The sequence below is a fragment of the Clostridium sp. JN-1 genome (genome assembly GCF_003718715.1).
Classification (GTDB): Bacteria; Bacillota; Clostridia; order Clostridiales; family Clostridiaceae; genus Clostridium_AV.
The window spans coordinates 2,693,128-2,716,306 of record NZ_CP033465.1; the positions used below are offsets into that span (position 1 = coordinate 2,693,128).

The following is a 23,179-nucleotide window of genomic DNA, read 5'->3' on the forward strand; positions in this document are numbered from 1 at the left end:
CAAACTTAATTTATGCAGCATAATGTGTTGGTAGCTACTTAAAAATAATTATACTTTAAGAACTATCAACACATATATAAAAATTGATTTTATTATTTATCTTTATTATTTACCTCTAAGAGGACAATATTTATTTGCACTGCTTTTTTATTTCTCAATATTTTGCAGCTAATTGAATCTCCTACTTTATGTTTATCTAATATATCAGCTATATCTTCAAATCTAGAAACTTTCTTATTATCAAGTTCCATTATTATGTCTGTAGGTTTAATTCCAGCAGCCATGGCTCCACTTCCTGGAATTACTTCTTTTACATAGACACCCTTAATACTATTTTTCTCTGATACCACACTTTGACCATATATTCCAAGAGAAGGCCTTGGTATTTTTCCATAATCCATTAAAGATTTGATTATATCCTTAACTTCATTTATAGATATAGCAAATCCCATACCTTCAACATTTTGATCCGATCCCATTTTTAAACTATTTATTCCTATTACTTCTCCCTTTTCATTACAAAGTGGTCCGCCGCTGTTTCCAGGATTTATTGCTGCATCCGTTTGGATAACTTTATATATTGATCCTCCATATTGTATCTTTCTATTCAATGCGCTTACTATACCCGCAGTCACAGAACCTGCAAATTCCTGCCCCAGCGGATTTCCAATTGCAATAGCTAAATCTCCAACCTTAATTTTAGAAGAGTCTCCAAATTTAGCAGTTGGTAAACTTTTAGCGTCTATTTTTACAACAGCCAAATCAGATCTAGGATCCGTTCCAATTATACTTGCATTTAAAACTTTTCCACTTGGCAATTTAACTGTAACTTTAGGTTTTCCTTCAATAACATGATAATTAGTAACTATATAACCATTAGAATCAAATATTATTCCAGAGCCGCTGCTGCAAATGTCGCCGCTCTTGGGTTCTGAAAATCCATTTTCACTGCTATTTATGCCCACAACAGTAGGACCAACTATTTCTGAAACCTTAGTTATAGGATTTTCAAGTTTACTTGATGTATATTTAGCCTGACTGTCTTCACCCTTAGATCCAGTTAAAGATTGATTCATAGGGACATACATTTTACTGTAATACTTCTTAACTATATATGCTCCTGAAATTCCTCCTGAAACTGCAGCAATTAATACAGCAACTATACTATAAAGAACAATCTTCATTCTGAACTTTCTTCTATTATTAGTAAACTTTATACTGCCATTATTAGCATCTGCACTTTCCAATTTTGTATCCTTAACCTTTTTTAATTTATTACCATTCATCAGACTGTACCTCATAAAATATTATATTTACATTCATTATAATATATAATGATAATAAAATACTTTTAAATACATATGAACAAAGTGTAATTATTCTTTAAATCCTTCTTAAAGTAAATGTAAACATCACTCCTTGAGGCTCCTTATTGTCAACCCATATATCTTCTCCAAGTTGAGTCAATATACATCTCACTATTGGGAGTCCTAATCCTGTACTTATTTTTGATGTTCTTGACTTATCAACCTTGTAAAATCTATCCCATATATGCTTCAAATCATCTTCTGATATATTAGGTCCATCATCATATACAGATATAAACGCTTTTTCTCCTTTTGTTTTGCTAATAATTTTTATATTAGAACCATTTCCTATGTATTTTATAGCATTATCTATAAGATTTGTTACCACTTGATTTATTCTATCACGATCTGCTGCAACAAATAGACTTTCATCTTCCATAAGAACATCTACATTTAACTTTTTTTCTTTGATTTTAGGTTCAAACTTTATTACACATAACCTAATTACTTCATTTATATCAATTTCTTCTATCCTAAGTCTAAATTGGCCTGATTCTATAGCTGATAAGTCAAGCAAATCATTTACTAATCTAGTCAATCTTTGAATTTCTTCATATGTAATGGATAAATAATAGTTTTGCTTATTAGTTGGTATGACTCCATCTAACATGCCCCCTATAAATCCCTTTATTGATGTTATAGGTGACCTTATCTCGTGTGACACATTTGATATGAATTCTCTTCGATTTTTTTCAACTTCTTCTAGTGAGTCTGCCATTGAATTAAATGATTTTGCAAGTTCTCCTATTTCATCTTTAGACTTTACATTTACCCTCTTATCAACATCACCCTTTGCTATTTTATATGCTACATGATTAATTTGTTCCAATGGTCTTATTATTATTCTCTGGGAAAAGTAATAAATTACAATACATGAAATTACAATAGCAAATATAACAGAAATCCAAATTATATGATACACCTTTTTAAGTGGGTCTTTTAGTTCATTTATTGAAGTGTGCATCATTATTGCACCCTTGAAAACTCCTTCATCTGAAAAGACAGGTATTTCATATGTATGAACTGGAACCTTAAATATACTTACATATACTCCTTTTTTTTCAATTGGCTGACCTTCTCTTAAACTTTCTAAGTCACCTGTAAGCATTTGAGTTCCTATAAGATCTTTATGTGCATTATTTGAAACTGCATATACATAGCCATAACTATCAACTAGCCATATATCTGCTGATAGATAGCTGCCTATGTTCTTTAAGGTTTCATTCATTTTATCTGTTAAAATATTTCCCTGCAAATACTGAATTGCTGCTTCACTTATAAATTGGGATTCTGTCGAAAGTTGACCTTTCCTCTGATCAAAATAATATTCTTCAAACCAGTACGACAAAAAAGAAGCTGTCATTATAAAAGTTATTGATATTATTACTGTAAATGTTGCAAGAAGCTTAGAAAATAAGCCCTTTCTCATTTTACTTCACCTCAAATTTATAACCAACTCCCCAAACTGTTTCTATTTGCCAATTAGATCCTCCTTGAAGCTTTTCTCTAAGCCTTTTTACATGAACATCAACGGTTCTTGAATCTCCTGGATAATCATATCCCCAAACTTCACATAAAAGCTGTTCTCTAGTAAACACCCTGTTTTTATTATTAGCTAAGTAATACAATAATTCGAATTCCTTTGGCGGCATTTTAATTTCTTTCCCATCATATATAACTGTATATGAATTTATATCTATCATTAATTTTTCAAAATTCAATACTTCTCTATTTTCATTATCCATATTGTATCTTCTTAAAACTGCCTTTATTCTTGCAAGCATTTCCTTTGGTTCAAAAGGTTTAACCATATAATCATCTGCTCCAAGTTCTAATCCCAGTACTTTATCAAAAGTTTCACCTTTAGCAGTAAGCATGATTACAGGTGTTTCATAATCTTTTCTAATCCACTTAAGAACATCTATACCATCAACATGTGGAAGCATTATGTCCAAAAGTACTAAATCCGGCTTATATTCTAAAAATACACTTTGTGCTTCTTTGCCATCATGTGAAACTTTAGTATCATAACCTGCACTCTCAACATACATTTTTATAACTTCACATATATTTTCGTCATCGTCAACTATGAGTATCTTCCCTATAGATCCTTCCATTTAAATTTACTCCCCTCCATTTAAATCATTAGAATATATTAACATATACATCTATAACTTATCACATATTATATATATTCTAAATAGTGAAATAAAAATTTGCATTTATTCCACTAAAATTCATTGTATATCCTAAATATAAAATATGAGCATGCAGATGACTTTCTGCATGCTTTTAGTCTTATTCTTCAAATAATTTACTTACTGAAACATCTTCGTATATTCTCTTTATAGCTTCTGCAAATATAGGAGCTACTGATAATATTTTAAACTTATCAAGCTTCTTTTCTTCCGGTAAACTTATTGTGTTGAGCATAACTAATTCTTTTAGTTTGGATTCCCTTATTCTCTCAATAGCTGGGCCGGACAAAACAGCATGTGTACAGCATGCATATACTTCTTTTGCACCCATATTAATTAATGCATTAGCACCGTTTGTTATAGTGCCTGCAGTATCTATCATATCATCTACTAGTATAACAGTTTTATTCTTTACATCTCCAATAATATTCATTACCTCAGATACATTGGCCTTAGGTCTTCTTTTATCTATTATAGCAATTGGTGCCTGCAGCTTATCTGCAAACTTTCTAGCTCTTGTTACACTCCCTAGATCAGGTGAAACAACAACTACATCATCCCTATCTGCAAATCCATTTTGTTTAAAGTATTTTGCTAAAATAGGTGCTCCAAGTAAATGATCCAATGGTATATTAAAGTATCCTTGAATTTGGGATGCATGTAGATCCATTGTAAGTACCCTATCAGCCCCAGCTGTAGTTAAAATATCTGCAACTAATTTTGCTGTAATTGGATCCCTTGCCTTAGCCTTCCTGTCTTGTCTTGCATAACCGTAATATGGAATTACAGCTGTTATTCTTCCTGCTGATGCCCTTTTGAAAGCATCTATCATAATTAAAAGTTCCATTAGGTTGTCATTTACAGGATAATCTGTTGATTGAATCACAAATACATCTGTACCTCTTACTGTCTCTCCGATATCAACTGATATCTCTCCATCACTGAAAGTTGAAACCTTTGCTTCTCCAACTTGTAGTCCTAGTGTGTCAGCTATTTCCCTAGCTAAATCAAGATTAGAGTTACCTGCAAAAATTTTAATGTTTTTACCATGGGTTATCATTGTTAATCCTCCTAAAACTTATTTCTTTAGTCCTTTTTTTTCTACCCAACCTTCTATGTTCCTTTGTTTGGCTCTTGCAATTGCTAAAGCTCCTTCTGGAACTTCTTTTGTTATTGTTGAACCTGCAGCTATATATGTATTTGATTTAACAGTAACTGGAGAAACTAAGTTAGTATTACAACCTATAAAAGCATGATCTCCAATTATAGTTTTATATTTTGCTTTTCCATCATAATTTACAACAACAGTTCCGCATCCAAAGTTACATCCACTGCCAACTTCTGCATCTCCAATATAAGTTAAGTGAGATACTTTTGTATTGTCACCTATTGTTGATTTTTTAATTTCAACAAAGTCACCAATTCTAGCTGACTTTCCTATAACAGTTTGCGGTCTTATATAAGCATACGGTCCGACTGTTGTATTATTTCCTACTTCACTATCTAAAATAACAGAACTTTGTATTGTTACATTTTCATTTATGACACTATTGTCAATTCTTGAATTAGGATATAGTATACATCCTTCTTTTATTATAGTTGCTCCCTGAAGTACATTACCTGGATATATTATAGTATCATTTCCTATTTGAACATCCATATCTATATATGTATTAGCAGGATCAATTAATGTAACGCCATTTTCCATATGTTTTTCATTTATCCTATTTCTCATAACCTTTTCAGCTTGTGAAAGTTGAACCCTAGAGTTGACTCCCATCGTCTCTTCAAATGGTATTGAGAAACCGCCTATTCTTTCACCGCTTGATTTTAAAATTTCAATTACATCTGTTAGATAATATTCTCCTTGAGCATTACTATTATTTAATTTATCAATACTTAAAAGCAAACTTTCTATATCAAAGCAATACATTCCAGAATTTATCTCTTTAACTTTAAGTTCTTCTTCATTACAATCTTTGTGTTCTACAATTTTGCTTACTTGTTCACTTTCTTCTCTTATTATTCTGCCATAGCCATCTGGATTATCTACAATAGATGTAACTACAGTTGCCTTATAATTACCTTTTTCGTGAAAATTAAAAAGCTTACTTATAGTTTCACATGTAATTAGTGGTGCATCTCCAGTAAATATTGCAACTGTTCCCTTTTTACCACTTAAAAATTCCTTAGCGCACATAACTGCATGGCCTGTACCTAGCTGCTTTTGTTGAAATGAATAACTTACATCTTTTTTTGAGGTAGCTTCTTTTACTTTTTCTGCTCCCTTACCAATTACAACATCTATATTTTCAACTTCAGACTTTTTAATAGCATCTATGACTACATTTACCATTTCTTTCCCACATACTTTATGTAATACCTTTGGGATGGAAGATTTCATCCTTTTTCCCTCTCCTGCTGCCAATATTATAGCACATTTATACATTATAACACCTCTTTGTATACTTTTTATAAATAGTATAAAAAAACATCCCTTAATATTATATTTTATATATAACATATTTTCAACCTTATGATGTAACTTTATATCAACTTAGAGGGATAATAAAAAGGAGTGATATCACTCCTTTTTATTATCCCTCTGACTTTTCGTCAGAAACATTTTCTTCACTTTTTACTTTTTCATATTCTTCTAAAATTGACTTCTGAATTTTTTCTCTTGTTTGAGTATTAATTGGGTGTGCAATGTCCTTAAATTCTCCATCAGGAGTCTTTCTACTTGGCATTGCTATAAAAAGCCCATTTTGACCCTCTATAACCTTTATATCGTGAACTACAAATTCGTTATCAAAGGTTACCGAAACTATAGCCTTCATTTTACCTTCGGCTGCTATTTTTCTAACTCTAACATCTGTAATTTGCATATAAACCACCTCCAAGATGCTTATGTATATATTATTCTCTATAACATATGATTATCCTCCTTATTTTTAAAAAAATCAATAAGTTTTTTGAAAATTTATTATTTAAAGAATCTAGAAGGATATAACAGAGATTCACCCTTTTCATTGACACCTTTAAAATCAACTATAGATACATAATCATGTATTAGTTTCCTAGGTGTCTCCATGTTATCTATTAAAACACCTATTCCCAAAAGTTTGCTTTCAAATTCCTTTAGTAGATCAATTATGCCCATCGCAGTTCCTCCAGCTTTCATAAAATCATCTATAAATATACAGTTGCTATTCTTATTTAATGATTTCTTGGATAAGGACATATTCTGTATTCTACCACTAGAACCAGATACATAATTTATGCTCAATGTAGATCCTTCTGTAATTTTCGTTTCACGTCTAGCAAGTACTAATTGAACGCCCAGCATTTTAGCTACTTCATATGCAAGTGGTATACCTTTAGTTTCAACAGTTATCACATAATCTACATCTTTAGTTATAAAGGCTGAAGCAAGTATCTTACCTGCTGTGTGAATTATCTGCGGATCAAATACTATGTCAGTTACATATAAAAAGTTCCCTGGTATTATTCTATCCCTACTTTTCAAAATAATACATAATTCTTCAGCAAATTTCCTACTTTCTTCCTTGGACATACCACAGACATATTTAATGCCTCCTGCTGCACCGGATATAGTGTTAATTTTGCCCATATCAAGTTTATTTAAAGTATCTTTAATAACTACTAAGTCTTCACTTATTGTTGACTTAGCTGCATTAAACATATTAGTAAACTTGTTTAAGTTTATAATTTTGTTAGGATTTTCCATTAAAGTTTTAGTTATTGCAGCTACCCTCTGGTTTCTAGTAAATTTCTCCATTATACCACCTATCTATATAAAAATTTTTTTTACGAATAATATCAAATAAATTTAATCTATTATTCATATTTTATTCTAAAACATAAATAATATCAATACACTTAAAAAGAAACAGAGGACAATTGACAGAGAAGGAGGATTTTTCTTAGCTTCGCTTACGAAAAATCTTTAATAAAAAAAAGCGGCTACAGCCGCGTTATTTCGCTTCGCTCAACTTTTTTTGGGCGCAGCCCTTAACTATGCTGCTTTATTACTACTTTTCTTATTATTACATTTTTATATAACTATACTTTTTATGCGGCAGCATATTAATGTTTTTCACTTTAAAACTCATATGTTATTTCATAAACACCATCATATTTTTTTGACCTCATTATAACCCCGCATTTTTCACAACTAAACGTAGATGGTTCAATTATATTCTCATCATCTATTTCATCAAATATTTCAGCCACATCTTTTGGTATATATTCTTCTACTTCACAATTCTCATATTTAAGTTCCTAAAAATAAATAAAATAGTAAAAAGAAAAAGCAAGACAGGCTATATAAGTGAAAAAATAATTTATACTTCTGAGGATTGCAGTAACTGTGATCATAAGATCAAATGCATAAAAGGAGATAACTGCAAAACACCATTAGAAGAAAGAGTTAAAAATCTTGAGACTTCAAAGCTATTCAACATGCTTAGCAAAGAGAATCTTGAAAGAATTGTAAGCAAATCAGGCTGCGAGTTGAGAATGAATCGAAGTATTCAAGCCGAAGGCTCTTTTGCAGAGATAAAACAGGATATGAGATTTCACAGATATCTAAGTAAAGGTAAAAAGAATGTTTTGGCAGAAAGTGTTCTGTTAGCAATGGCACATAATATAAATAAGCTGCATAATAAAATTCAGTCAGATAGAACTGAAACACATCTTTCTCCATTTAAAAAAAGTGCATAATTTTAAAATTTTAAAAACTCTGCAAATCAAAAAAACCTAATATCAAGAGTTTTGAGGTGCACCATTTTTTAAATATTGAACTCATTTGTCCTTAAAGTATCATAAAAGTTTCCGTAAAATACCTAAAAACGCTGCCACGTTAGCAAATTTTTTTATGCTAATGCGACAGCCCCTTTTTTTTATAGACAATAAAATTCCAGTAAAAATTCTATTTTTACTGGAATTTAAGTGCTAAACCTCTGAGTTAGCAATGTTTCGCTTAAGCGAAACGAGCTATCAAAAATTTAATTAAAGATTTTTCGTAAGCTAATCTTACGAAAAATCCTCCTTAATTGTCCTCTGTCCTCTGTTTTTAGTATTGTACTATTTCATTCACTCATTGTATTATTTGATATATATAAATAAAAATTTATTAATAATGTTTTTTTGAGTAGTTTTTGTATATAATTAATAAATAGAGTATTTAAAAGGAGCTGATTTAGGTGTCGTTTGATTTTATTAAAGACAAAGACAAGACAATACATTTTATAGGAATTGGTGGTATAAGTATGAGCGGTTTAGCTCAAATTCTGTTAACAAGGGGTTTCAATGTCTCCGGATCAGATATGAAAGCCTCACCTGTAACAGATAAATTAGCCTCAATTGGTGCAAAAATATATATCGGTCAATCGGAGAATAATATAACAAATGATATTGATTTAGTAATATACACAGCAGCTATATCTAAAGATAATCCCGAGTACGTTAAGGCTTTATCTTTAAATATCCCAATTATGAGCAGAGCTGAACTCCTAGGTCGTATAATGAAAGGTCATAAATACAATGTTGCAGTATCTGGAACTCATGGTAAAACTACTACAACCTCTATTATATCTCATATATGCTTAGCTGCTAACCTAGACCCTACTATATTAGTAGGGGGACAATTAGATGCTATAAATGGTAATGTACGTTCAAGTAACAGTCAATATTTTATAACTGAGGCATGTGAATACAAAGGTTCTTTTTTAAAGTTTTTCCCATACATTGGTGTAATATTGAATATCGATGCAGACCATCTTGATTATTATAAAGATATAGATGATATACAAAATGCTTTTATAAAGTTTGCTAAGCTTATTCCTAAGGATGGCTATTTGGTATGCTATGCTGAAGATAAACGAATGGATAAAGTTATCTCAGAATCCAATTGTAATGTAATAACTTACGGCATAGATAAAGGAAATGTTACATGTAAGAATGTACATTTTAATGAAAAAGCTTGTGCTTCATTTGACGTATGCAAAGATGGAAATGAGCTAATGCACGTTCAGTTAAATATTCCGGGCAAACACAATATATTAAATGCACTAGCAAGTATTTGTGCTTCGCTTTGCCTTAATGTATCCAGCGAGAATATAGTCAAAGGTATTGCAAACTTTAAAGGTATACACAGAAGATTTGAACTCAAAGGTGTTAAATCCGGTGTTACTGTAATAGATGATTATGCACATCATCCAACAGAAATAAAAGCTACATTAAGTGCAGCAAATAATTATCCACACAAAAGAATTTTTTGTGTTTTTCAACCTCATACCTACTCTAGAACACTAAATTTATTTGATGAATTTACTAAAGCCTTTGATAATATTGACGAACTTATACTTGCAGATATATATGCTGCAAGAGAAAAAGATACTGGAGTCGTTAGTTCAAATTCCCTAGGAGATAAAATAAGAGAACGAAACGTTAAGTGCTCTAACTTTCACAGCTTTGAAGACATTGTTTCATATTTAAATGAAAACTTAGAAAACGGCGATTTACTTCTTACAATAGGTGCTGGAGATGTATTTAAAGTAGGAGAAATGTATTTAAAGTAAACTTAATTTAAAAATATTTATACGTGTAAAATCCTCCAGTATGGTAATAATATTAGTAGTTACCTTATTGGAGGTGTTTTTATGAGAAACTTTTTAATATCTGCTGGTGTAGATATCATATTCATCTTTGCATCTTACTTTTTATTTCGAGCAGTAATTAGAGGTCCTCTGCGCCATAAAATGTATGAAAGATTTTTTAGCTCTTTTGCTAAATTCGTAATTTATATTTTTTTATTATCTGCAATCATAACTTCTATCGCAGCGTATATCCTCTACAGAACTCGATATATTACTTATGTAAATATAATAGCACCTGCACTTGTATCAATACTAGTAGGTTTCTTTATGTCCTTGGTTCCAACTAAAGGCATAAGTGATGAAAAAGATAAAGCTTAGTTTAAATAAATTATTAAAAGAAACTGTCTTAAATGATAATCTGCATTTTAAGACAGTTTTTAATCCAATTGATACCACTTTTTTAATTTTTGTATTGATTTTTTCGTAAATATAATATATAATATTCATGTACTCATCGGGGTGTGGCGCAGATGGGAGCGCGCGTGGTTTGGGACCATGAGGTCGCAGGTTCAAGCCCTGTCACCCCGACCAATAAGTTACGTATAAAAGGAGTAAACAAAAGTTTACTCCTTTTATATTCAATTATGCTTGACATATATAGGTATAATTGCTAAATTATAATTATACTAAATTTATATCATAGTTTAAACGGGGTGTGGCGCAGATGGGAGCGCGCTTGCTTCGGGAGCAAGAGGCCGCAGGTTCAAGCCCTGTCACCCCGACCATAGTGGTAAATGAATATACCACTTTTTTTATACTTTAAATTCAACTGCTAACGTTCTTTAAATTATGTTAACTTTTTATAATAACTGCAGAATTATATAACTTCAGGATAAAAAATTACTAATTATCCATAATAAACTCATGAACAGTATAAAACTTTTCTAAAATGGTTCTACTTTTAAAAATTTATAAGGATGTGTTTTATCATGAAAGAAAATTATGAAGACTTGTTTAAAAGTTTAGCTGAATCTTATGTTAATGGTAACTTTGAAGATTGTGTAAAACAAATTTTAAGTAAGCCAAACATTAACAAAGAATATCTTAGTAATGTTATATCTTCCTTATGCGGCATTAAAGTTGATTTTACCAAAGACTTTATACATGATTTAAAAAACGCCATATCTAATTATAATCCAAACCATAAAGTAGTTGAAAAAATACGATACTGCAGTGCAGACTGCAAAGGTACCAATAATGGTAGTACACTTTGTCAAAGTTCGTGTCCATTTGATGCAATATTCATAGACAAAGATAATAATAATGCCTATATTGATGGATATAGATGTACAGATTGTGGTTTCTGTGTCGAAGCATGTCCTAGCGGAAGTATTCTTGACAAAGTTGAGTTCATTCCTCTTATTGATATTTTAAAAAGTAATAGTCCGGTCATTGCTGCAGTAGCTCCTGCAATTTCAGGTCAATTTGCCAATGCAAATATTAATCAATTGAGATCCGCTTTCAAAAAGTTAGGATTTACTGATATGATAGAAGTTGCTTTCTTTGCTGATATGCTAACTTTAAAAGAGGCTGCTGAATTTGACATTCATGTAAATAATGAAAAGGACTTAATGATAACTTCATGCTGCTGTCCTATGTGGGTTGGAATGGTAAAAAGAGTTTATAAAGACTTAATTAAATATGTATCTCCATCAATTTCACCTATGATTGCAGCTGGAAGAGTTTTAAAAAAACTAAATCCTGATTGTAAAGTTGTTTTCGTAGGACCATGTGTTGCAAAAAAAGCAGAAGCAAAAGATAAAGATCTAGCAGATGCCATAGACTTTGTACTTACATTTTCTGAATTAGAAGACATATTTAATGTATTTAACATAAAACCTCAAGATTTAAAAGAGGATATATCTTCAGAATATGCATCAAAAGGCGGAAGATTATATGCCCGTACTGGAGGAGTATCAATAGCAATAGGTGAAGCTATAGAACGATTATTTCCTGAAAAATACAAACTGCTTAAAACAACACATGCTAATGGAATAAAGAAATGTAAAGAAATGTTATCAAAAGTTCAAAAAGGAGATATACATGCTAACTTCATGGAAGGAATGGGATGCATCGGCGGCTGCGTTGGCGGACCAAAGGCAATAATTCCGCGGGAAATTGGGAAAGAAAAAGTAGATGAGTTTGCAGAAAAATCATCTATAAAGGTACCCATTGACAGTAACTGCATGATAGAAATATTAAATAAAATAGGTATAAAATCTGTAGATGATTTTAAAGAAGACAATGCTCAAACAGAAATTTTTGAAAGGGAATTTTAAATAAATTTAAACTTAAAACCTTTAGTTTAATTGGATGGAGGGAATAATTTTATGTTTGAAAATATAAAAGCTGCCATTTTTGATATGGATGGAACTTTAATAGACTCTATGTGGGTCTGGGATAAAATCGATGAAGATTTTTTAAAGAAAAGAAGTATACACATACCCCAAGGTTTTAAAAAAGGACTTGATAAACTAGATGCTGGGCAAGCTGCAAAATACTTTAAAGATACTTTTAATTTAAAAGAAGGTATAAGGGAAATTGAAAAAGAATGGTTTGATACTGCCCTTTATGAATATTCTAATAATGTCAAATTAAAACCTGGAGTAAGGGAATTTTTATTGTTATTAAAATCTAAAGGTATTAAAATAGCTTTAGCTACAAGTAATTATCCTATACTAGTTGAAACCTCATTAAAAAAAAATAACATATACGACTTTTTTAATGTCATAGTGACTGCAAATGATGTTAAGAAAAATAAAAGTTTTCCTGATATATATCTACTTGCAGCAAAAAGATTAAATATAGCTCCAAATCACTGTATAGTATTCGAAGACATATTACCTGCAATCCAAGGTGCAAAAGCTGGCGGCATGACTGTTATTGGTATTCACGATAACTATTCTGAATACGAAAGAGAATCTATCATAGAAAAATCAGACAAGTACGTATACAATTACGATGAGTTAACCAGTTCTTTTGCTTAATATTTATTTTGTCAATGTAACTTTTCACAACTTCTGCATATATATAATATATGTATAAATTGTGGGAGGGATTTTGTGATATTCGCAATTTTATTTTTAATCGTTATATCAATTAGTTTTTACTTTTATACTACTTTAAATAATAAACTATACGATCAAAGGAAGCAAATACTCGTACTGAAACACGAAAATAGTAATTTAAAGCATAAGCTTAAGAAATCTCCCTCTCAAAATATAAAATCTATATCTATAGAATATGTAACACCTAAATACAATAGGGGGATTATAATAAATTATTGTAGTGTATACTTGTCTCCAGTAGATGATTCAATGAATATAATAACTTCACTTAGACAAGATACACACGTGTTAATTCAAGACAGTGCTATTATAAGAAATACCAGGTGGCTTAGAGTATACTTTGATAATAAAACAGGAATAAATAATAAGGGTTGGATAATTGAAAACAATGTAAAAGCAGATTATATATAAAAAATGTTATTTATAAGCGGCTAATTATCTAATAAACAAGGGGGACATTTTGATGACATGCAAGTTTTATCTGCGCAGAGGCATGGGTAGAAAATCTGAAAATGGTTATCCATGGATTTACTTAAACGAAATTGAAAGTTATGATGGAGAATATAAAAACGGCGACATAGTTGAGGTCTACAACTTTAAGGATAAGTTTATAGGTAAAGGCTGTGTAAATAATCTTTCAAAAATTTTTATAAGAATACTGACTCATGATATAAATCAGCACATAGATGAAGGCTTTTTTAGGAAAAGGCTGCATGATGCCTGGGAATATAGAAAAAAGGTACTCATAGATACTTCATGCTGCAGACTTCTATTTGGAGAATCTGACTTTATTCCAGGACTTATAATAGATAAGTATGGAAACTATTATGTTATTCAGTTTTTATCCCTAGGGATTGATAAATATAAAGACACTATAGTAAAAATACTAGTTAATGACTTTAATGCAAGTGGAATCTATGAAAGAGATGACATAAAGGTTAGAGAACTTGAGGGTCTTGATCTAACTAAAGGATTTTTAACTCAACCTTTTGATACCAATATACAGATTAGTGAAAATGGTGTCAAATACATAATAGATATTGAGAATGATCAAAAAACCGGATTTTTTTTGGATCAAAAAGAAAATAGACAGGCAATACACAAAGTATGTAAAAACGCAGAAGTACTAGATTGTTTTACTCACACTGGATCTTTTGCTCTAAATGCAGGTATTGCAGGAGCTAAAAGTGTACTTGGAGTTGACATATCCCGCCAATCAATAGAATGTGCTAAAAGAAATGCAGAACTCAATGGTCTATCAGACATCGTTAAATTTGAATGTCATAATGCTTTTGACATACTGCATACTTGGGCAAAACAAGGTAAAAAATATGATGTTGTAATTCTTGATCCCCCAGCTTTTACAAAATCTAAATCCACAATTTCAAATGCAATAAGAGGATATAAAGAAATTAATTTAAGGGGAATGGAAATGATTAGACCTGGAGGATTTTTAGTCACATGCTCATGTTCACATTCTATGAGTGCAGATTTACTTAAAAACGTAATATTAGCTGCCGCAAAAGACAATAAAAGATTCTTAAGACAAGTAGAATTTAGAACTCAATCTGCTGATCATCCTATTTTATGTTACTTTAATGAATCATATTATTTAAAGTTCTACATTTTTCAGATTATGTAACCTTTAACAAAGACAGAGGGAAAAAAACAGAGGACATAGGACATAGGACAATTGACAGAGAAGGTTGATTTTTCTCCGCTGCACTGCAAAAAATCTTTAATAAAAAGCGGCCACAGCCGCGTTATTTCGCTTCGCTCAATTTCTTTTGGGCGCAGCCCTTAACTAGGCTGCTTTATTATTACTTTTTTTATCATTAAATTTTTATATAACTATAACCTTTTATGCGATAGCATATTAATATCGTATACTTTAAAATTCATATATTATCCCATGAATACCTTCATATCTTTTTGGTCTCATTATAGCTCCTCATTTTTCACAACTAAACGTAGGTGGTTCAATTATATTTTCACCATCTATTTCATCAAACATTTCAATCACATCTCTTGGTATATATTCTTCTACTCCACAATTCTCACATTTAAATTTCTAAGAAAAAATAAAAGAACATATCTAGATTTGATTTACACAAATCTAGGTACATTCTCATGGTTACACAATGTTTCGCTTTAGCGAAACGAGTTATCAAAAATTTAATTAAAGATTTTTCGAAGCACAGCGGAGAAAAATCAACCTTCACTGTCCTATGTCCTATGTCCTCTAAAAAATGCTTTGCATTTTTAACATATCTTCTTATATTCTTCATCCTTAAACACACCTATAATACCATTTTTATATTCAGGAACTAAATCTATTATATCCTTTTTACAACAATAATTTAAATCATCTTCTAAGTGAAGCTGTTTTAACTTTTTATAGTGATTTGCATGTTTTATAAAATCTTTAATTTTGTCATTTTGTTTGTATATATATAAGGCTGTTTTAGCTATATCCGCAAGTTCAACATCTTCTTTTAATTTCAATATACAATTCAATATATACCCACTGCATGCAAAATCATCTATAGAAAACTGTCCATAAGTACCTGAGTTTACTATAACCACGTCATTATTCAATTCTATAACCTTTTTTGATACTGCGCTGGCATTTATCATTGCACCTATTAAAATATTTTTAGCTAAAACACTTCTCTTAATTGCTCTAGTTCCATTTGTTGTTGTCATCACAAGTTTTTTACCTTTTATAAGCTTGTCCTTATATTCTAATGGAGAATTTGAAAAATCAAAGCCACCTATTTTAACAGCATTTCTTTCTCCGCCAAGTACACAGCTGCTTCTATCTTTATTAGCTATTTTAAGTGCTTCTTCTACTGTCAAAGTTGGTATAACTTGAGTACATCCATTGTTGATTGCTGTAATTATTACAGACGTAGCCCTAAGTATATCAATGACTACTACTGTTTTATCCTTAACTTTTTCATTTTTTATATCATCAGCAGATATTATTATATCTAGTTTCATAAGGTCTTCACATCCCTTCATTCTTAGAAAATATGCCTTGATAAATATTTCTCTTTTCTAATTCCCTATCAATTGAATTTAAAACTTCCCACTTTTTAAGGCTCCACTTTGGACCTATAAGTAAGTTTCTCGGTGCATCTCCGGTAAGTCTATGAATAACTACATTAGAAGGAGTTATTGATATTGCCGAGCAAATTATATCCACGTACTCCTCTTGAGACAAAAACTTTAGTTCATTACTTTCATATAATTTCTCCATAGGAGTATTTTTTATTAAATGAAGAAGATGAAATTTAACTCCTTGTATATCCTTACTTGTGACGTATCTCACTGTATTCATCATATCTTCTTTAGTCTCATTAGGGAGTCCAAATATAATATGAACAACTACATCTATTTTCTTTTTTCTAAGCACACTAACTGCATTGTCAAAAACGTCTAAGGTATATCCTCTGTTTATTTTATATGCAGTATTTTCATTTGATGTTTGAAGTCCTAATTCAACCCATGTATATGCCTTACTATTAAATTTAGACAATAATTCGACAACTTGAGGCTCAAGACAATCTGGTCTCGTAGCAACAGCTAATCCTACTACATCTTCTTGAGAAATTGCCTCATTATATCTCTTTTCAAGCACATCTAAAGGAGCATATGTATTTGTATATGCTTGAAAATAAGCTATATACTTGCCGCCTTTCCACTTCTTATGCATAACACTTTTTACTTGTTCAAATTGGTGTGCAATATCGAAGTTTCTATTTCCTGCAAAATCTCCAGATCCTCTTTCACTGCAAAAAATACATCCTCCTGTGCTTATGGTACCATCTCTGTTAGGGCATGAAAATCCCGCATCCAGTGATATCTTAAAAACTTTACATCCAAACTTTTTCCTCAAAAAATAATTTAGACTGTAATATCTCTTATTATTCCAATACATACTTTTCTCCATAATCAAAATTATTTACATTTGTAAATTTAAATATATTATATCACATTTTAACTTCTTTAAAATTTTTTAAATCTAACTGCCACTTACCTATATAATTAGATACTGATTTATCATTAGCTGATTTTGGAACTACATCAAAGTTTAAATTATCCTTATCATACGAAGAGAAAAGAACATTAACTTTGTCTATAGGATACTTATCTTCAAACTTAAAAGGTATCATATCTCCGCTGTCTGCTTTATAAACTCTAAGACTTTTACTTTCATTTACTGTAGAATACTGTGCAGTTATGAACTTTTCTGTTGGTGAAAATGACATGAACTCTACTTTTGCATCTTTTAACATATCTAATGGAAATACTTCTTTCCCAATTGGCTTTTCTTTAATTTTGGTTTGTCCTTGAGACTCTTGACCTCCACCTCCTTGACCTCCTTGCTCATTATTATCTCCTCCATTAGAAGATTGAACCGCTAAAGTTTCATCAATTTTTACAATACCTAAAAAAGAATTTTTATCATAAGTAGAAATTGCTAGAGAATCTCCACCATATGAAAAACTAATTAAAGAAAACTTTTTAGGTACTAAAATTTTATTTATATTAGCTTTATCATCTTTAGAAAAAGCATAGCTGGGTAATCCTTCAAAATTTATAACAAGATTTGTATTAGCATTGTTTTTACTTCTAAGTCTTATCTCGCCATCTTGTTCAAAAGCTTCCTTTTCAATTGAATCCTTTGTATCAACAACTTTGTAATCATTATCTTCCTTAGATATTCTCACATCATACTGATCTAAGCTCGTAAAAACTTTGCTTAAGTCAGAACGACTTACCATTATCTTAAATAACCCTGCTGATCCAACTTCATTCGTTTCTGCTATATTGTATCCAAAAATTTTTAAATTTTGATTTTCACTATTAGCTGGACTTTTTGAAAGCTTTTTACTATAAAATTGACTTATATTATCTATATTGCCTTTAGCGACTGCATTCATATATGATTCAGTAACATTGGCAGCTGCTTTTATATCAAAAGCATTTGACTTATCACTTTCTGTTTTTTTGCCAGATGTACAACCTGTAAATATTAAAGGAAATATCATAATTATAAATAAAGTTATTTTTTTTACGTTCTTATGTAAAATCAACATACTATACTCTCATATCCTTCCTTTAAATAATAGTTTGTCTTTAGTTTTCCCTTAAAGTTAAATTTAATTTATAAATTATTATTTTAAATATTTAATTTTTCTTAACATCTAATCATATATACACTATAATTTAAGTTACTATATATTATTTATAATAGAAGGTGAATATATGCTGGATCTGCACAATTGCAAACTATGTCCTAGAAATTGCGGAGTAGATAGATTAAATGGAGAAGTTGGATTTTGCAAATCTCAAGAAAATGTAAAAGTTGCACGAGTATCTCTTCATTACTGGGAAGAACCATGTATATCTGGTACTCAAGGTTCTGGTACAGTGTTTTTCTCAAACTGCAATTTAAAATGTGTATTTTGTCAAAATCACAAAATAAGCTCTGATGGTATAGGTAAGGAAATAACTATACAAAGGTTGAGCGAAATTTTCTTAGAACAGCAAAAAAGAGGTGCACTAAATATAAACTTGGTTAGTCCTACTCATTACGTTCCACAGATAATAAAGTCTCTAGACATTGCAAAATCTAAAGGACTTAATATTCCTATAATATATAATACAAGTAGTTACGAGAACTTAGAAACTATACGTGCACTAAGAGGATATATAGATGTCTATTTGCCTGATTTAAAATACTTTAATGATAAATATGCTGTAAAGTATTCAAATGCAAATAATTATTTTTATTATGCATCTAAAGCTATAGAAGAAATGTTTTCACAAGTTGGAAAAGCAAGATTTGATAAAAATGGCATAATCCAAAAAGGAGTTATTGTAAGACACCTTATGCTTCCTGGTCTCTTATTTGATTCAAAAAAAATAATGGACTATCTACATAAAACTTATGGTGATTCAATATATATAAGCATAATGAATCAATTTACTCCTGCACATAATACTTCTCATTTCCCGGAAATAAATAGAAAATTAAGTCCTAAACACTATGATGTTTTAATAGACTACTGTTTATCAATTGGAATAAAAAATGCCTTTATTCAAGAAGAAGGCACGTGTTCTGAAAGTTTTATACCTGAATTCGACTTAAGAGGAATTTAATATGGGATTAATCCCATATTAAATTGTGTATCTACCAAGGTCATCTTTGAACATCTTAATTATCATCTGGAAGTCATCAACGTTACTTCCTAATTTCTTAATTTGATTAATATAATTTGTAACGCTTGCACTTACTTCCTCTGTGGAAGCAGAATTTTCTTCTGCTATAGCTGCAAGTGATTCCATATTATCATAAGCATTTGCTATAGAATTAGATTGACTTCCCAAATTATCTATTGTCTCTATCATAGACTTAGATACCATTTGTACAGCTTTAGTTGATTCATAACTCATGTCTCTTACATTATCGAGATTGCCAGTTTCACCTTGAAGTGTGTGATATTGATATTCTATTTCTTCAACCAAATTTCCTATCTCGCTGGTGAATTGTATTAAGTTTGAATTTATTTGTTCCACTGCACTCTGTGTTTGTTCTGCTAAATTACGTACTTCTTCTGCAACAACTGCAAATCCCTTTCCCTGTTCTCCTGCACGAGCAGCTTCAATTGATGCATTTAAAGCAAGTAAATTAGTTTGCTCTGAAATATCTGCAACTATTGACACTATTCCGGTAATATCTTTTGCCTTTGTTTCAAGTTCCAATCCATTATCCTTAACTTTCTGGAACTTTTTAAGTGAATTTAATATATTCTTGCTCGTATTATCTACATTCTTATAACTATTATTTATTTTTATAATTACATCTTCAATCTTTGACTTATTTTTGTCTTCAGTTTTAACTATGTTCTTTAAACTTTGAATATTTTCATTTAATATTGAAACAGTATTTTGCGTGTTTTGAGCTTGATCTACTGAAGAATCTGCTACTTGTTCAACTACTTGAGATATTTCTGTGGATGTATTGTTCATGGAATTTGATATATTATTTATGTCATTTACAAATGTATCCATTTCATCAGTAATACCCTTTATCCCAGTAAACTCCAGTCTCATACTATCCTCATATTTTTTTAGCATACTAAATGTATCCTCGAATAAATCATAGGTTTCTATGTTCTCTGTATCTATATAACTTTTATCAGTAATTTTATTAATCTCTTGTTTTATGGCAGTTTGTGGTTTCATAAGTTCATTTACAGATATGAATGCTGAAAATGCTGATACTATAGAAACTATTATAGATTTAAGTATTCCAACTAGTGGTGTACTTATAATTAAAGTAATTATAAAAGTAAATATACCTGCTTTAGCTCCTACATTTTTAATAAATCCAAAAGAAAGCAGTTTATTGAACTTATAAACCTTTTTTAAATATACTCCCTTTTCAAACTTCATTTTTAATTTTATATAGTCATCAGACCTATCTAATTCATCAACTTTTACTTTTTCGTTGAAAAACTTTGAACTTCCTTCTATTAATCCCATCAAGTAATCAAACATGCCTCTTTTTGATTTGTATTCAAATATAGCTTCTTTACCTGATACTGGTGTGACCTTTATTAAAGGCGGTTTTGCTCCAGGTATCTTTTTAGTTACAATATTATGAATATTAAACATAGAACTAAAAAATGAATATAAGTTTTCATGTTTAAAAAATGATGGGAAATCATTGTGAAATGTCTTTATATTATCCGCACCTATTTTTCTCCATAAATCCTTAACATCTACATTATTATGCTTTGCTATATGGTTTATTACTTGATTTACTTTTGAATCTTCTATGCTTTCTGTAGGTGAAAATATCTTATCTGTACTCCAACCTGCATCCTGCATAGCTCTATTTACTGGGTCATCACCATATAAGCTTCTGCAAGTTTTCATCCATGTAGAAACTACTGTACCTTTCATTTATATCACCCTTTACTCATTTTGTATTTATCTCAATACTTTTGATATATTAATTTAAAGTTCTATTTCCAATCTATTAAATTTAACTAAAATATTTAAATTTTTTATTTCAACTGTTTCCGTTCTTAAACTTTTTCTATTGCTTACAAGAAGTATTTTATTGTTATCTAATTTTTTTACTTGTCTAATAGCTCTATCACCTTCATACTCTACAAGACATATTGAATTATTCACAATTTCATGTGTTGTAAATCCAAATGCTATATCTCCCTTATCCATTCTAAAACCTATCATATCATCATCTTCTACTTTTACATACAGTACCTTATCTTGAGAATATCCTTCTATTTTATTATTTATAATTGGAATTTGTTTAAATCCTACTTTTTCTTTTAAATTATATTTATATATAGGTATATTTTTTAAAACTGATCCAAGAGCATCATTCCAAACATCACTAACATCTTTAGTTTTAGACTTTTTAAAATAAGAATTACTTTCACTTTTATCTTCATTAAAAACTTCTTCTTCAAATGACATAGTTATGTCATTTATTTGTTTTCCGAGTACCTTTGATATTCTATCAATTAAATTTTGATTTATTATCTTCCTTCCATTTTCAACATCATTTATAAAGCCTTCACTAACTCCTAATTTTTTAGCCAACTGCTTTTGTGACATAGAATTACTTTCTCTTACACTTCTAATTTTTTCTCCTACCCTACTCATATATATTTACCTCCGCATAATATGTATAACATCATTATCTATATGACTTTAAACTTTAATATTTAAGCAGATTATAACTTAATTTTATGATAGCCTCATCATTTAGTGAGTTAAATATTTCAACCTTTCCTTTTGAATCTGTATTATTTTTAATGTTATATTCCACTAATTGTCTTTCTAATTGTCTTGCAGTTCCAAGACTTCCATCTATAATAGGAACGCTTAAATTAAGCACTGCTTTAAGTGACTCTTTAATAAAAGGATAATGAGTACACCCAAGAACTACAGCTGCTATACCTTCTTTTTCATATGGTTTTACCATTTTAGTTAAATATGCCTTTACTTCCTCACCATCTGTATTCCCATTTTCTATTAATTCAACAAGGCCAGGACAAGGTAATGGTAATATATCTGAAACATCAGCATAATTATCCATTAAATTTTTAAACTTGCTTTCTGCCAAAGTCATAGGTGTTGCCATTATAATTATCTTGCCTTCTCTATGTAATTCAACTGCTGGCTTTAAGGCTGGTTCTACTCCAATTATTGGCATACTAGCTTCATACTTATCTCTTAAATCTATTATTGCAGCACTTGTAGCTGTATTACATGCAATTACAATTGCTTTTACATTCTTTTTTATCAAAAATTCAACTGAATTAAATGTTAATTCTTTTACTTCGTTAACACTCTTTATTCCATATGGAGCATTAGCAGAATCTCCAAAATAAATAAAGTTTTCGTTTGGAAGAACTTTTAATGTTTCTTTTAAAACACTTATTCCACCTACTCCTGAATCAAAAAAACCTATTGGTCTATCTTCCACTTTCACTTTACCACCTCATAAAACTTAAAAAATATTATAATATATTCATTATATAATAAAATAAAAATATATAAAACTATAATCACATTATGTATACGATATCATTGCGATAATGTAGTGTTTTTATTTAATTAAATATTAAAAAAGCTGTACTAAATTGAAAGTTTATTTAAATAAACTTTCAATTTTCTATTGACATATGTAAATATTAATTATAAAATCATGAATATATAAAAATGATAAAATGTTAATATTAATAATCAATATATATAAAAGAGTAAATATTCTTCAATTTTCAAAGTAAAATATTGGGGATTAAAAAAAAACT

General features: G+C 30.0%; 22 protein-coding genes and 2 tRNA genes. 10 read left to right on the forward strand and 14 right to left on the reverse strand.

Annotated elements, in window-relative coordinates:
- Positions 1-92: 92 nt before the first annotated feature.
- The 8 genes from EBB51_RS12945 to EBB51_RS14000 form a co-directional block, all read right to left on the reverse strand.
- A complete protein-coding gene (locus EBB51_RS12945) occupies positions 93-1,286 on the reverse strand; it encodes a trypsin-like peptidase domain-containing protein (protein WP_123054829.1) in 1,194 nt (397 codons plus the stop codon).
- 97 nt (positions 1,287-1,383) lie between these two features.
- Positions 1,384-2,796, reverse strand: coding sequence for a HAMP domain-containing sensor histidine kinase (locus tag EBB51_RS12950; RefSeq protein ID WP_123054830.1), 1,413 nt, complete (start codon positions 2,794-2,796; stop codon positions 1,384-1,386).
- A 1-nt stretch (position 2,797) separates the two neighbouring features.
- Positions 2,798-3,484 (reverse strand): response regulator transcription factor, encoded by a 687-nt coding sequence (locus EBB51_RS12955; protein ID WP_123054831.1) that lies wholly within the window; start codon positions 3,482-3,484, stop codon positions 2,798-2,800.
- 181 nt (positions 3,485-3,665) lie between these two features.
- Positions 3,666-4,625, reverse strand: coding sequence for a ribose-phosphate diphosphokinase (locus tag EBB51_RS12960; RefSeq protein WP_123054832.1), 960 nt, complete (start codon positions 4,623-4,625; stop codon positions 3,666-3,668).
- Between the two features lie 18 nt (positions 4,626-4,643).
- Positions 4,644-6,014, reverse strand: coding sequence for a bifunctional UDP-N-acetylglucosamine diphosphorylase/glucosamine-1-phosphate N-acetyltransferase GlmU (gene glmU / locus EBB51_RS12965; protein WP_123055073.1), 1,371 nt, complete (start codon positions 6,012-6,014; stop codon positions 4,644-4,646).
- Between the two features lie 148 nt (positions 6,015-6,162).
- A complete protein-coding gene (gene spoVG, locus EBB51_RS12970) occupies positions 6,163-6,453 on the reverse strand; it encodes a septation regulator SpoVG (protein WP_123054833.1) in 291 nt (96 codons plus the stop codon).
- Positions 6,454-6,551: 98 nt separating this feature from the next.
- A complete protein-coding gene (purR, locus tag EBB51_RS12975) occupies positions 6,552-7,367 on the reverse strand; it encodes a pur operon repressor (protein WP_123054834.1) in 816 nt (271 codons plus the stop codon).
- Between the two features lie 323 nt (positions 7,368-7,690).
- A complete protein-coding gene (locus EBB51_RS14000) occupies positions 7,691-7,822 on the reverse strand; it encodes a hypothetical protein (protein ID WP_279221804.1) in 132 nt (43 codons plus the stop codon).
- 63 nt (positions 7,823-7,885) lie between these two features.
- Between EBB51_RS14000 and EBB51_RS12980 the strand changes: the two genes are divergently transcribed.
- From EBB51_RS12980 to EBB51_RS13020, 9 genes are all read left to right on the forward strand, one after another.
- The gene (locus EBB51_RS12980) at positions 7,886-8,311 is read left to right on the forward strand and encodes a transposase (protein WP_347560960.1); all 426 of its coding nucleotides are present in this window, start codon (positions 7,886-7,888) and stop codon (positions 8,309-8,311) included.
- Positions 8,312-8,793: 482 nt separating this feature from the next.
- Positions 8,794-10,170: a UDP-N-acetylmuramate--L-alanine ligase gene (gene murC, locus EBB51_RS12985; RefSeq protein ID WP_123054835.1), complete on the forward strand. Its 1,377-nt coding sequence runs from the start codon at positions 8,794-8,796 to the stop codon at positions 10,168-10,170.
- Between the two features lie 81 nt (positions 10,171-10,251).
- Complete coding sequence (locus EBB51_RS12990) at positions 10,252-10,566, forward strand: hypothetical protein (RefSeq protein WP_123054836.1); 315 nt, start codon at positions 10,252-10,254, stop codon at positions 10,564-10,566.
- Between the two features lie 137 nt (positions 10,567-10,703).
- Positions 10,704-10,779 (forward strand) — tRNA-Pro (locus tag EBB51_RS12995).
- Positions 10,780-10,897: 118 nt separating this feature from the next.
- A tRNA-Pro gene (locus EBB51_RS13000) sits at positions 10,898-10,973 on the forward strand.
- Between the two features lie 204 nt (positions 10,974-11,177).
- Entirely contained in the window at positions 11,178-12,527 is a 1,350-nt protein-coding gene (locus tag EBB51_RS13005) for a [Fe-Fe] hydrogenase large subunit C-terminal domain-containing protein (protein ID WP_123054837.1), read from the forward strand.
- A 51-nt stretch (positions 12,528-12,578) separates the two neighbouring features.
- Positions 12,579-13,235: an HAD family phosphatase gene (locus EBB51_RS13010; protein WP_123054838.1), complete on the forward strand. Its 657-nt coding sequence runs from the start codon at positions 12,579-12,581 to the stop codon at positions 13,233-13,235.
- A 75-nt stretch (positions 13,236-13,310) separates the two neighbouring features.
- Positions 13,311-13,727 (forward strand): hypothetical protein, encoded by a 417-nt coding sequence (locus tag EBB51_RS13015; protein ID WP_123054839.1) that lies wholly within the window; start codon positions 13,311-13,313, stop codon positions 13,725-13,727.
- Between the two features lie 52 nt (positions 13,728-13,779).
- Complete coding sequence (locus tag EBB51_RS13020) at positions 13,780-14,958, forward strand: class I SAM-dependent rRNA methyltransferase (RefSeq protein ID WP_123054840.1); 1,179 nt, start codon at positions 13,780-13,782, stop codon at positions 14,956-14,958.
- Positions 14,959-15,578: 620 nt separating this feature from the next.
- Here the strand turns inward: EBB51_RS13020 and EBB51_RS13030 are convergent.
- From EBB51_RS13030 to EBB51_RS13040, 3 genes are read right to left on the reverse strand one after another with little or no spacing between them, the layout of a single operon-like run.
- Complete coding sequence (locus EBB51_RS13030; protein WP_123054842.1) at positions 15,579-16,319, reverse strand: 2-phosphosulfolactate phosphatase family protein; 741 nt, start codon at positions 16,317-16,319, stop codon at positions 15,579-15,581.
- A 7-nt stretch (positions 16,320-16,326) separates the two neighbouring features.
- Positions 16,327-17,259: a TIGR01212 family radical SAM protein gene (locus tag EBB51_RS13035; protein ID WP_123054843.1), complete on the reverse strand. Its 933-nt coding sequence runs from the start codon at positions 17,257-17,259 to the stop codon at positions 16,327-16,329.
- Positions 17,260-17,311: 52 nt separating this feature from the next.
- Positions 17,312-18,421: a hypothetical protein gene (locus EBB51_RS13040; protein WP_123054844.1), complete on the reverse strand. Its 1,110-nt coding sequence runs from the start codon at positions 18,419-18,421 to the stop codon at positions 17,312-17,314.
- Between the two features lie 169 nt (positions 18,422-18,590).
- On the opposite strand from EBB51_RS13040, the gene EBB51_RS13045 reads away from it, so the two are divergent.
- Entirely contained in the window at positions 18,591-19,487 is an 897-nt protein-coding gene (locus EBB51_RS13045) for a radical SAM protein (RefSeq protein WP_123054845.1), read from the forward strand.
- An 18-nt stretch (positions 19,488-19,505) separates the two neighbouring features.
- On the opposite strand, the gene EBB51_RS13050 is transcribed toward EBB51_RS13045, so the two are convergent.
- Genes EBB51_RS13050 through murI form a run of 3 tightly spaced genes read right to left on the reverse strand, consistent with a single transcriptional unit; the run spans position 19,506 to position 22,857 of the window.
- A complete protein-coding gene (locus EBB51_RS13050) occupies positions 19,506-21,296 on the reverse strand; it encodes a heme NO-binding domain-containing protein (protein WP_123054846.1) in 1,791 nt (596 codons plus the stop codon).
- A 54-nt stretch (positions 21,297-21,350) separates the two neighbouring features.
- Positions 21,351-22,025: a helix-turn-helix transcriptional regulator gene (locus tag EBB51_RS13055; protein WP_123054847.1), complete on the reverse strand. Its 675-nt coding sequence runs from the start codon at positions 22,023-22,025 to the stop codon at positions 21,351-21,353.
- 55 nt (positions 22,026-22,080) lie between these two features.
- Complete coding sequence (murI, locus tag EBB51_RS13060) at positions 22,081-22,857, reverse strand: glutamate racemase (protein WP_123054848.1); 777 nt, start codon at positions 22,855-22,857, stop codon at positions 22,081-22,083.
- Positions 22,858-23,179 lie beyond the last annotated feature (322 nt).

What these genes read in the sequence shown, in the direction of transcription:
- EBB51_RS13035 (WP_123054843.1), bottom strand. Translation starts at nt 17,259, where the DNA reads ATGTATTGGAATAATAAGAGATATTACAGTCTAAATTATTTTTTGAGG.
- purR (WP_123054834.1), bottom strand. Translation starts at nt 7,367, where the DNA reads ATGGAGAAATTTACTAGAAACCAGAGGGTAGCTGCAATAACTAAAACT.
- EBB51_RS12950 (WP_123054830.1), bottom strand. Translation starts at nt 2,796, where the DNA reads ATGAGAAAGGGCTTATTTTCTAAGCTTCTTGCAACATTTACAGTAATA.
- EBB51_RS12960 (WP_123054832.1), bottom strand. Translation starts at nt 4,625, where the DNA reads ATGATAACCCATGGTAAAAACATTAAAATTTTTGCAGGTAACTCTAAT.
- EBB51_RS13045 (WP_123054845.1), top strand. Translation starts at nt 18,591, where the DNA reads ATGCTGGATCTGCACAATTGCAAACTATGTCCTAGAAATTGCGGAGTA.
- EBB51_RS13005 (WP_123054837.1), top strand. Translation starts at nt 11,178, where the DNA reads ATGAAAGAAAATTATGAAGACTTGTTTAAAAGTTTAGCTGAATCTTAT.
- EBB51_RS13020 (WP_123054840.1), top strand. Translation starts at nt 13,780, where the DNA reads ATGACATGCAAGTTTTATCTGCGCAGAGGCATGGGTAGAAAATCTGAA.
- EBB51_RS12990 (WP_123054836.1), top strand. Translation starts at nt 10,252, where the DNA reads ATGAGAAACTTTTTAATATCTGCTGGTGTAGATATCATATTCATCTTT.
- EBB51_RS13040 (WP_123054844.1), bottom strand. Translation starts at nt 18,421, where the DNA reads ATGTTGATTTTACATAAGAACGTAAAAAAAATAACTTTATTTATAATT.
- glmU (WP_123055073.1), bottom strand. Translation starts at nt 6,014, where the DNA reads ATGTATAAATGTGCTATAATATTGGCAGCAGGAGAGGGAAAAAGGATG.
- EBB51_RS13030 (WP_123054842.1), bottom strand. Translation starts at nt 16,319, where the DNA reads ATGAAACTAGATATAATAATATCTGCTGATGATATAAAAAATGAAAAA.
- EBB51_RS13010 (WP_123054838.1), top strand. Translation starts at nt 12,579, where the DNA reads ATGTTTGAAAATATAAAAGCTGCCATTTTTGATATGGATGGAACTTTA.
- EBB51_RS12955 (WP_123054831.1), bottom strand. Translation starts at nt 3,484, where the DNA reads ATGGAAGGATCTATAGGGAAGATACTCATAGTTGACGATGACGAAAAT.
- spoVG (WP_123054833.1), bottom strand. Translation starts at nt 6,453, where the DNA reads ATGCAAATTACAGATGTTAGAGTTAGAAAAATAGCAGCCGAAGGTAAA.
- EBB51_RS13055 (WP_123054847.1), bottom strand. Translation starts at nt 22,025, where the DNA reads ATGAGTAGGGTAGGAGAAAAAATTAGAAGTGTAAGAGAAAGTAATTCT.
- EBB51_RS12945 (WP_123054829.1), bottom strand. Translation starts at nt 1,286, where the DNA reads ATGAATGGTAATAAATTAAAAAAGGTTAAGGATACAAAATTGGAAAGT.
- EBB51_RS13050 (WP_123054846.1), bottom strand. Translation starts at nt 21,296, where the DNA reads ATGAAAGGTACAGTAGTTTCTACATGGATGAAAACTTGCAGAAGCTTA.